This window comes from Shewanella sp. 10N.261.52.F9, assembly GCF_041471165.1.
GTDB classification, from domain to species: domain Bacteria; phylum Pseudomonadota; class Gammaproteobacteria; order Enterobacterales; family Shewanellaceae; genus Shewanella; species Shewanella marinintestina.
In genome coordinates, this window is sequence record NZ_JBFRNX010000014.1 from 202006 (window position 1) to 210065 (window position 8060).

General features: G+C 43.2%; 7 protein-coding genes. 3 read left to right on the forward strand and 4 right to left on the reverse strand.

Annotation, left to right across the window (positions count from 1 at the left end):
• Genes AB4298_RS11930 through AB4298_RS11945 form a run of 4 tightly spaced genes read right to left on the reverse strand, consistent with a single transcriptional unit; the run spans window position 1 to window position 3385 of the window.
• Window positions 1-999: a vWA domain-containing protein gene (locus AB4298_RS11930; RefSeq protein ID WP_249000830.1), complete on the reverse strand. Its 999-nt coding sequence runs from the start codon at window positions 997-999 to the stop codon at window positions 1-3.
• Window positions 993-1499, reverse strand: coding sequence for a DUF4381 domain-containing protein (locus AB4298_RS11935; RefSeq protein ID WP_371986880.1), 507 nt, complete (start codon window positions 1497-1499; stop codon window positions 993-995). Before AB4298_RS11935 ends, AB4298_RS11930 begins: the two co-directional genes overlap by 7 nt.
• The gene (locus AB4298_RS11940; protein WP_249000828.1) at window positions 1500-2429 is read right to left on the reverse strand and encodes a DUF58 domain-containing protein; all 930 of its coding nucleotides are present in this window, start codon (window positions 2427-2429) and stop codon (window positions 1500-1502) included. It abuts the gene before it with no gap.
• Window positions 2429-3385 carry an AAA family ATPase gene (locus tag AB4298_RS11945; RefSeq protein WP_249000827.1) on the reverse strand — a complete coding sequence of 319 codons (957 nt, stop codon included), beginning with the start codon at window positions 3383-3385 and terminating at the stop codon, window positions 2429-2431. Before AB4298_RS11945 ends, AB4298_RS11940 begins: the two co-directional genes overlap by 1 nt.
• A gap of 391 nt (window positions 3386-3776) precedes the next feature.
• Between AB4298_RS11945 and fadI the strand changes: the two genes are divergently transcribed.
• The 3 genes from fadI (at window position 3777) to AB4298_RS11960 (ending at window position 7604) form a co-directional block, all read left to right on the forward strand.
• Window positions 3777-5087, forward strand: a complete 1311-nt coding sequence (gene fadI, locus AB4298_RS11950) for an acetyl-CoA C-acyltransferase FadI (protein WP_371986881.1) — start codon at window positions 3777-3779, stop codon at window positions 5085-5087.
• Between the two features lie 4 nt (window positions 5088-5091).
• A complete protein-coding gene (gene fadJ, locus AB4298_RS11955) occupies window positions 5092-7212 on the forward strand; it encodes a fatty acid oxidation complex subunit alpha FadJ (RefSeq protein ID WP_371986882.1) in 2121 nt (706 codons plus the stop codon).
• 191 nt (window positions 7213-7403) lie between these two features.
• The gene (locus AB4298_RS11960) at window positions 7404-7604 is read left to right on the forward strand and encodes a hypothetical protein (RefSeq protein ID WP_249000824.1); all 201 of its coding nucleotides are present in this window, start codon (window positions 7404-7406) and stop codon (window positions 7602-7604) included.
• The last annotated feature ends 456 nt before the right edge of the window (window positions 7605-8060 follow it).

Here is an 8060-nt window from a genome sequence, read left to right on the forward strand (position 1 = left end):
TTAACGTCCTCCTTTATTAAAATAGGGCTTAGCCCTAAAGAAAGAGACTTGAGTTAACGAGATTAGTATTGAAACTATTAGGGCTATCGCTAATGGCCAGTAAAAAAGTTCTGACTGCGGGCGGTAGCTAAGTTGATCTCTAGCTACAGGTTCCAGAGTATCAATGACTTGATAGATCTGTTCAAGTTCTTCGGTATTGCGTGCTCTAAAATACTGCCCGCCTGTTTGTTCTGCAATTTTCTGCAATTGAGACTCGTCCAAATCCATAGAAGGGTTAACGCGCTCTTTACCGAAGAGTGTTCTGCGCTCCATTACATCTGCACCAACACCTATGGTGTAAATCGTAACGCCTCTTTGTTTGGCTATTTGGGTAGCTTGGTCGGGCGATATCGCTCCTGCATTATTTGAACCGTCGGTTAGCAAGATTAACACTCGGTTACTTTTCTCAACTTTATCAAAACGCTTTACGGCTAAAGCAATCGCTTCACCTATAGCCGTCTGTTTACCCACCAAACCAATTTGCGCCTCGGTTAAGTATTGAGCAACACTGCGTCTATCTTGTGTTAGAGGGGATTGTAGGTAAGCATGATCAGCAAACAAGATAAGCCCAAGACGATCGCCTTTTCTGCGCTCGATAAAGTCGGTGATCACATGCTGAATAAGCGTAAAACGGTCAACGACTTTGCCGTCAATGATCATATCTTCAATTTGCATACTGCCTGATAGGTCAACAGATAGCATCAGATCGCGCCCTTTAGTCGGTAACTCTATCGGCTCACCAACCCAAAGTGGACGAGCGCAAGCCAGTACTACGAAAAACCAAATTAACCAATAACGTTTATTAGAGTGTTGGCTATTGTCTGTTGCTGCTATTTGCGTCGGTAAACTGGCTCCAGGAAGCAGTAAATGCCCACCTAGGTTTTTAGGCTGTTGTTTGTTTCTAAAAATAAGTGGCAGCGGTAACAATAATAAAAGTAGCGGCCAAGCCAAGGTTAACATGGTAAGACCTCACTACTTGTTTGGTGCTTGCTTGGCTTCAAAGGGAGCGCAGACTTTAACCAGTTACGAGCTGCTATTTTGAGTCTTTGTTTTTCTTCGTTGCTAAAAGAGTTTGGCTGAAATCGTTTAGCTAATAACTGACATAGCTCATCTTGAGGTGTTTTGACTTGTGCATTTAACCATAGCGTCCAGTCATTACCGCTCAGCTTAGCGACCTGCTGCCGGTTTGTTGTGCTCATTGCCGCGCGCTTTAATAGGCTACTGACCTCAATCACAAACTGTGGATGTTGTAGATCCATAGCGTCAAGTTGCTTAAGTGCTGCTTTTTGCACAGCATATTTATTTCTACGCTGCTTAAGCAAATAAATAAGGGTTATTGTCAGTGCAACACCGGCAAATATCGCTAACCAATAACCATAGGCTAGCGGCCAAGTCCCAATCTCAGTAGGTGGTTGAATATCTTTTAAACTTGCAAGCGCTGGGTTTCCAGGAGTCGTCATCTATCTTAGCCCTCCTAACTGTTGGCTTAGGCGTTGTCCCGCATCAATAACTCGGGTTTCAACATTGAGCTTTTGCATCATCTCTATAAACTGCTGTTGTTGTTGCAGTTGATTTGTAAGCCATTGCTCATAGCTATTGCGATCTATCACTCGCTCTTTACCACCTTCTCGAACCGGTAATTGAAAGTGTTTTGGTAGTGTTAACTCACCTTGGCGTAGTGGGTCTGTAATTAAAAAGGCACCCATATCACAATGGCGCTTTAAATCTGATAACGCGGCTAAGCAGGCAGGAGTAAAGTGGCTTCCGTCGGAAATAATCCAAATCAATGAGCCAGGTTTAGCAAGTCGGCGTAACCGTTGGCAAGCCTTTGCCATATGATCTGGCTCTGGTTTTTGTTGCACAATATTTTGCAGTTGGTGTTGGTGCAGCTTTTGTATTGCTGACACCATTTGCAAAATACCTTGTTGGCGACTTCGCGGTTTTAGCTCAATGTGCTCCTGTTCTGTCGCGATTAAGGCGCCTAAACGGTCACCGTGCATAACAGCGCTCCAGCCAAGGGTTGTGGCAAGGTGGGCTGCCTGCACGGATTGCAACATTAGGCTAGAGCCAAAATACAAACTATGACTCAGATCGAGTAACACTAAAACGGGTCGTTCGCGCTCTTCAACAAATAGTTTAGTGTGCGCTTTACCTGTTCTTGCTGTTACACGCCAATCTATGGTGCGTACGTCATCGCCACTTTGGTAATGTCGTACTTCAGCAAACTCCATGCCTCTGCCTTTTATTAGGCTAGCGCGGTGTCCTGCAAGGCTGGCTTTAGCTTTGCTGCGTTTTTCTGGCAAAGCTTTGGCTAAGCTCTGACAAGCAAGTAGCTCTTTTTGCGTAATATTAATGCCATCGCTAAACAGTGGCAGTTTTGTATAGGGCATTAAGGTACGGCAACCTGTGAAAGAATATGGTTTATCACATCGTCAGCACTGACGCCGTCAGCCTGAGCTTGATAACTAAGCAGTAGGCGATGACGGAGCACGTTAGGTGCTACTGCTTGAATATCCTCCGGTGATACAAAGTCACGCTCATGTAAATAAGCGCGTGCGCGTGCGCAGCGCTCAAGCGATAAAGTTGCACGAGGGCTTACACCATATTCAAGCCAGCTAGCGAGCTCTTGGCTATAAGCTTCGGGTTTACGTGTCGCCATAATAATGTCGACAATGTATTTTTCTAGCGGCTCAGCGAGGTAAATCTGTAAGGCGTGTTCACGAGCGGCAAATATATCTCCTTGGATAATGGGATCAACTTGCGGTAGTTCTTGCTTTAAAGCCTCATTACGAGACATTCGCATAATTTGGAACTCTGTTTCTGCACTTGGGTAATCTAAATTCAAATGCATTAAGAAACGGTCGAGCTGCGCTTCTGGTAGTGGATAGGTTCCTTCGTTTTCTAGCGGATTTTGTGTTGCCATAACTAAAAATAGTTCAGGTAACTGGTAACTGTGCTTACCCACAGTTACTTGGCCTTCGGCCATCGCTTCTAATAAAGCAGATTGCACTTTTGCTGGAGCACGATTAATTTCATCCGCCAAAATGAGGTTGTGGAATATCGGTCCGGCCTCAAATTCAAAAGTGGCGGTTTGCGCCCGATAAATATCGGTACCAGTTAAATCAGCTGGTAATAAATCAGGGGTAAATTGAATACGGTGAAAATCACCTTCAACACCATCACATAGGGCTTTTACCGCTCGAGTCTTAGCAAGACCTGGTGGACCTTCAACTAATAGGTGGCCATCGGCTATTAATGCAATTAGTAGATTCTCGGTGAGAATAGGCTGTCCTAAAATGACAGTGTTTAAATATTCGCGTAACGCGTGAAATCGACTCAAAGGCATGATGCTACTCGGTTTATTTTAAGTAAGTTAGGTATAGACCAGCAACATAGTAAAAAATTCCATTGGTGTTTGGCTAGTCTCAATTTTATTTATGCAGATAAATCATCTTCTTTTGCCTACTTTTTTATCTAATGATTCTGATTTAGGTGGCTTATCAATAAGATGGCTCAAAGCAAAATTTGTATTTATAGATATTAATCATTGTTAATAAAAGGCTTTTGGATGTTTTTAATACAAAAAAACAAACAAGTGTTTAAAACCTGCCCCTAAGAAGTTAGAATCAGATCACACTTTAGATGGTCAGACCTGTTTGATTGATTGCAAATGGGTTTCTCAAGGATATAAGAAAGCGCGCGGCTAAAAGCTAGCGAGCAGAATAAGAGGGCGAGAAATGAGTGATAGACAACAGGTGAAAAATGCAAGAGGCGAACGTATCGCGATTGTATCGGGATTACGAACACCGTTTGCAAAGCAAGCAACGGCTTTTCATGGTGTATCGGCATTAGACATGGGTAAGATGGTCGTTAATGAATTGCTTTCTCGTTCAGAGCTAAATCCCAAAGAAATTGAACAACTGGTTTATGGACAAGTTGTTCAAATGCCTGCAGCGCCAAATATTGCTCGAGAAATCGTTTTAGGCACTGGGATGGATATTAGCACCGATGCTTATAGTGTTACGCGCGCTTGTGCCACCAGTTTTCAATCTACGGTTAACGTAGCTGAATCTATCATGACGGGTAATATGGATATTGGTATTGCAGGTGGGGCAGATTCTTCGTCGGTACTGCCAATTGGTGTTTCTAAAAAGCTCGCTCATGCTTTAGTTGACCTTAATAAGGCCCGTAGTTTTGGCCAGAAGCTAGCAATTTTCCGCCGCCTTGGTTTAAAAGATTTATTACCAGTTCCGCCAGCGGTTGCTGAATACTCAACAGGTTTGTCTATGGGGCAAACGGCTGAGCAGATGGCTAAGACTTACAATATTAGCCGCGCAGATCAAGATGCATTGGCCCATCGTTCTCATACATTAGCGACCGAAACTTGGAATGCTGGCAAGCTAGCTGAAGAGGTTATGGCTGCACATGTGCCTCCTTACAAGTCATTTATCGATCGCGATAATAATATCCGTGAAAACTCATCTTTAGAGTCCTACGCTAAGCTTCGCCCTGCATTTGATCGTAAGCATGGTTCAGTCACCGCTGCTAACAGTACGCCACTAACCGATGGTGCATCTGCAGTGTTATTGATGAGCGAAGGTCGCGCTAAAGCATTAGGTTATACGCCTATTGGCTATATCAAGAGCTACGCTTTTACCGCTATTGATGTGTGGCAAGACATGTTAATGGGGCCCTCTTATGCAACGCCACTTGCACTTAAGCGTGCAGGGATGGAGCTAGAAGATCTAACCTTGATTGAAATGCATGAAGCATTTGCAGCGCAAACACTCGCTAATATGCAAATGTTTGCTTCGAAAAAGTTTGCCGAAGAAAAGCTGGGTCGTAACCGTGCTATCGGTGAAATCGATATGAGTAAATTTAACGTACTTGGTGGCTCATTGGCTTATGGTCATCCATTTGCTGCAACGGGCACGCGTTTGGTGACACAAGTTTGTCATGAGCTTAAACGCCGTGGTGGTGGTACAGGTCTCGCAACAGCATGTGCTGCGGGTGGTTTAGGTGCAGCAATGATTGTTGAAGTGGAGTAATCACATGGAAAAGACATTTAATTTATCACGTCGTGAAGACGGTATCGCGGTATTGACCATGGACGTGCCTGGTGAAACCATGAATACCTTGCGCAGTGAGTTTGGCCCAGAGATCAGTGAAGTTCTTGCTGAGATAAAAGCCGATAATAGTATCAAAGGGCTAGTGTTAATTTCGGGCAAAAAAGACTCATTTGTTGCAGGTGCAGATATTTCAATGCTAGATGCCTGTGAAACTGCTGCCGATGCCAAACTATTGTCACAACAAGGGCATGTTGTATTCAATGAGTTAGAGAGCTTAACAATTCCCGTTGTTGCCGCTATCAATGGAGCGTGTCTTGGTGGTGGTTTAGAGCTGGCTTTAGCATGTCATAAGCGAGTATGTTCGCTGCATGCAAAAACCATGATGGGTGTACCTGAAGTTCAACTAGGGTTACTGCCTGGTGGTGGTGGTACTCAACGGTTGCCGCGTTTAGTCGGCGTAACGACAGCACTTGATATGATGCTAACGGGTAAGCAACTTCGCCCTAAGCAAGCACTAAAGATGGGCTTAGTCGATGATGCTGTGCCAGAGTCTATTCTACTGCGTACAGCTGTTGAAATGGCACTTGCGGGTAAACGACCAGCCAAGAAAAAGAAGCAGTCTTTAATTAATCAAGTGCTCGAAGGAACGAGTGCTGGTCGAAATATTATTTTCGATCAAGCGGCCAAGCAAGTCTCTAAAAAGACTCAAGGTAATTATCCTGCTCCAGCAAAGATCATTGACTGTGTTAGGCAGGGAATGACGAAAGGCATAACTAAAGGATTAGAAGTAGAAGCGAGTCATTTTGCTGATCTTGTGATGTCGAAAGAATCTGAAGCGTTGCGTAGTATTTTCTTTGCAACCACTGAAATGAAGAAAGAGACTGGCGCAGGTGACGTTGAGCCTAAACCTGTAAATAAGGTAATGGTACTCGGCGGTGGTTTAATGGGGGGAGGGATTGCCTCTGTTACCACCACAAAAGCTAAAATTCCGGCTCGTGTGAAAGATATCAGCGAAACAGGCCTGAGTAATGCGTTAGCGTATGCTTACAAACTGCTTGATAAAGGTGTAAAGCGCCGTCATATGACGCCGGCAGTACGTGATAACCTGATGGCATTGATGACTACAACGACAGAATACAAAGGCATTAAAGATGCAGATATCGTTGTTGAGGCGGTTTTTGAAGACTTAGCTCTTAAGCATCAAATGGTTAAAGATGTTGAGCGTGAATGTGGCAAGCATACTATTTTTGCTTCTAATACCTCTTCATTGCCTATTGGAAAAATTGCTGAAGCGGCAACTAGACCTGAAAACGTAATTGGTCTGCACTACTTTTCACCAGTAGAAAAAATGCCGTTAGTTGAAGTTATTGCACATGAAAAAACATCGCCTGAAACAATTGCAACCACTGTGGCATTTGCTAAGAAGCAAGGTAAAACACCGATTGTAGTACAAGATGGTGCAGGTTTTTATGTTAATCGGATCCTCGCGTTATATATGAATGAAGCTGCTCAATTACTGCTAGAAGGGCAAAGTGTAGAGCACCTTGATAAAGCCTTGGTTAAATTTGGTTTCCCTGTAGGGCCAATGACTTTGCTTGATGAAGTGGGCATTGATGTTGGTGCTAAGATTTCACCAATCCTTGAAAAAGAATTAGGTGAGCGTTTTAAAGCGCCTGCGGCATTTGATAAATTACTAGCAGACGACAGAAAGGGACGTAAGAACGGTAAAGGGTTCTACTTATACGGCGGCAAGAAGAAAGCTAAGCAAGTTGATGAAACTGTTTATACAGTATTGGGTTTAAAGCCTGGTGTTGACACTGAAGCATCGGAAGTCGCTCAACGTTGTGTAGTACAAATGCTAAACGAAGCGGTGCGTTGCTTAGAAGAAAATATTATCGCTAACCCTCGTGATGGTGATATAGGGGCGATATTTGGTATTGGCTTCCCACCATTCTTAGGTGGACCTTTCCATTATATTGATACACTTGGTGCTGCTAATTTGGTTAAGATCCTAGAAAACTATCAATCTCGTTATGGCAATCGATTTGAACCTGCCACAAAGCTAAAACAAATGGCTGAGGATGGTTCACGATTTTTTAGCTAAGTAGTGTTTGTAAATTAAGTATTTATTAGGCGTGGTTAAAAAAGCGGCAGTAAAATGCCGTTTTTTTTATACGCGACAGGTAGTTGTTTGCCTAAAAAACGCTCTCTTTGTTTTGATTTTGTCTATATAATGCTGGCTCAGCTTGATTAATGGCTAGGATAGCTAACTTATTTGAAGTGAGGTGTAGATAAGTGGAATTGGTTATTGGGCTTATATTATTGTATTCAGGCTATGCTTTAGGAATTGCTGCTTTTAAGGCGGGTCTTCCTGTTAAGCGCTGGGCATTTGCTGGAGCATTGCTTGGACCTGTCGCTTATCCTTTACTTAATTCGCATAAACAACTGGCTTATCGAAAAGCGATGGGTAAACAGGGACGAACAATTAGTTTGTAACTACCGACCGTCGTGAGTCACCTAAAGCAGAGCTAAAGCTGGTAAGGGACAGGTAGGCGGGTCTGAGGATTTTATAGATTAACTTATTGTAATAAAAAAGGAGCATAAGCTCCTTTTTTGGTTTTTGGCGATATAACCTTTAGTTCCACCATGCTCTTGCTGGGGTCACTTGTAATTGGCTCAAGCCCTCAGGTAATTGAACCTTCTTGCGTGCAGGTTTTGTTAATCCAAGAAATCTCATTAATGAATCAAGCATCGTCACACCTCTCAATATCGCAAATAGCTTTGTTAGTTCCACCAACCTTTAGCTGGGATTACTTCTAATTTATTTAGGCCTTCAGGGAGCTGAACCTTCTTACGGCTTTGTTTTTCGGTGCCAAAAACTTTTAAAATTAAATTGAACATAATGTTACCCCCCAATTAGCTAGCTGCTTCTGTTGTGTACTTAATGTTTGG

Bases quoted from the DNA above. Each gene is read 5' to 3' on its own strand.
- fadI (WP_371986881.1), top strand. From the start codon at position 3,777: ATGAGTGATAGACAACAGGTGAAAAATGCAAGAGGCGAACGTATCGCG.
- fadJ (WP_371986882.1), top strand. From the start codon at position 5,092: ATGGAAAAGACATTTAATTTATCACGTCGTGAAGACGGTATCGCGGTA.
- AB4298_RS11930 (WP_249000830.1), bottom strand. From the start codon at position 999: ATGTTAACCTTGGCTTGGCCGCTACTTTTATTATTGTTACCGCTGCCA.
- AB4298_RS11935 (WP_371986880.1), bottom strand. From the start codon at position 1,499: ATGACGACTCCTGGAAACCCAGCGCTTGCAAGTTTAAAAGATATTCAA.
- AB4298_RS11945 (WP_249000827.1), bottom strand. From the start codon at position 3,385: ATGCCTTTGAGTCGATTTCACGCGTTACGCGAATATTTAAACACTGTC.
- AB4298_RS11940 (WP_249000828.1), bottom strand. From the start codon at position 2,429: ATGCCCTATACAAAACTGCCACTGTTTAGCGATGGCATTAATATTACG.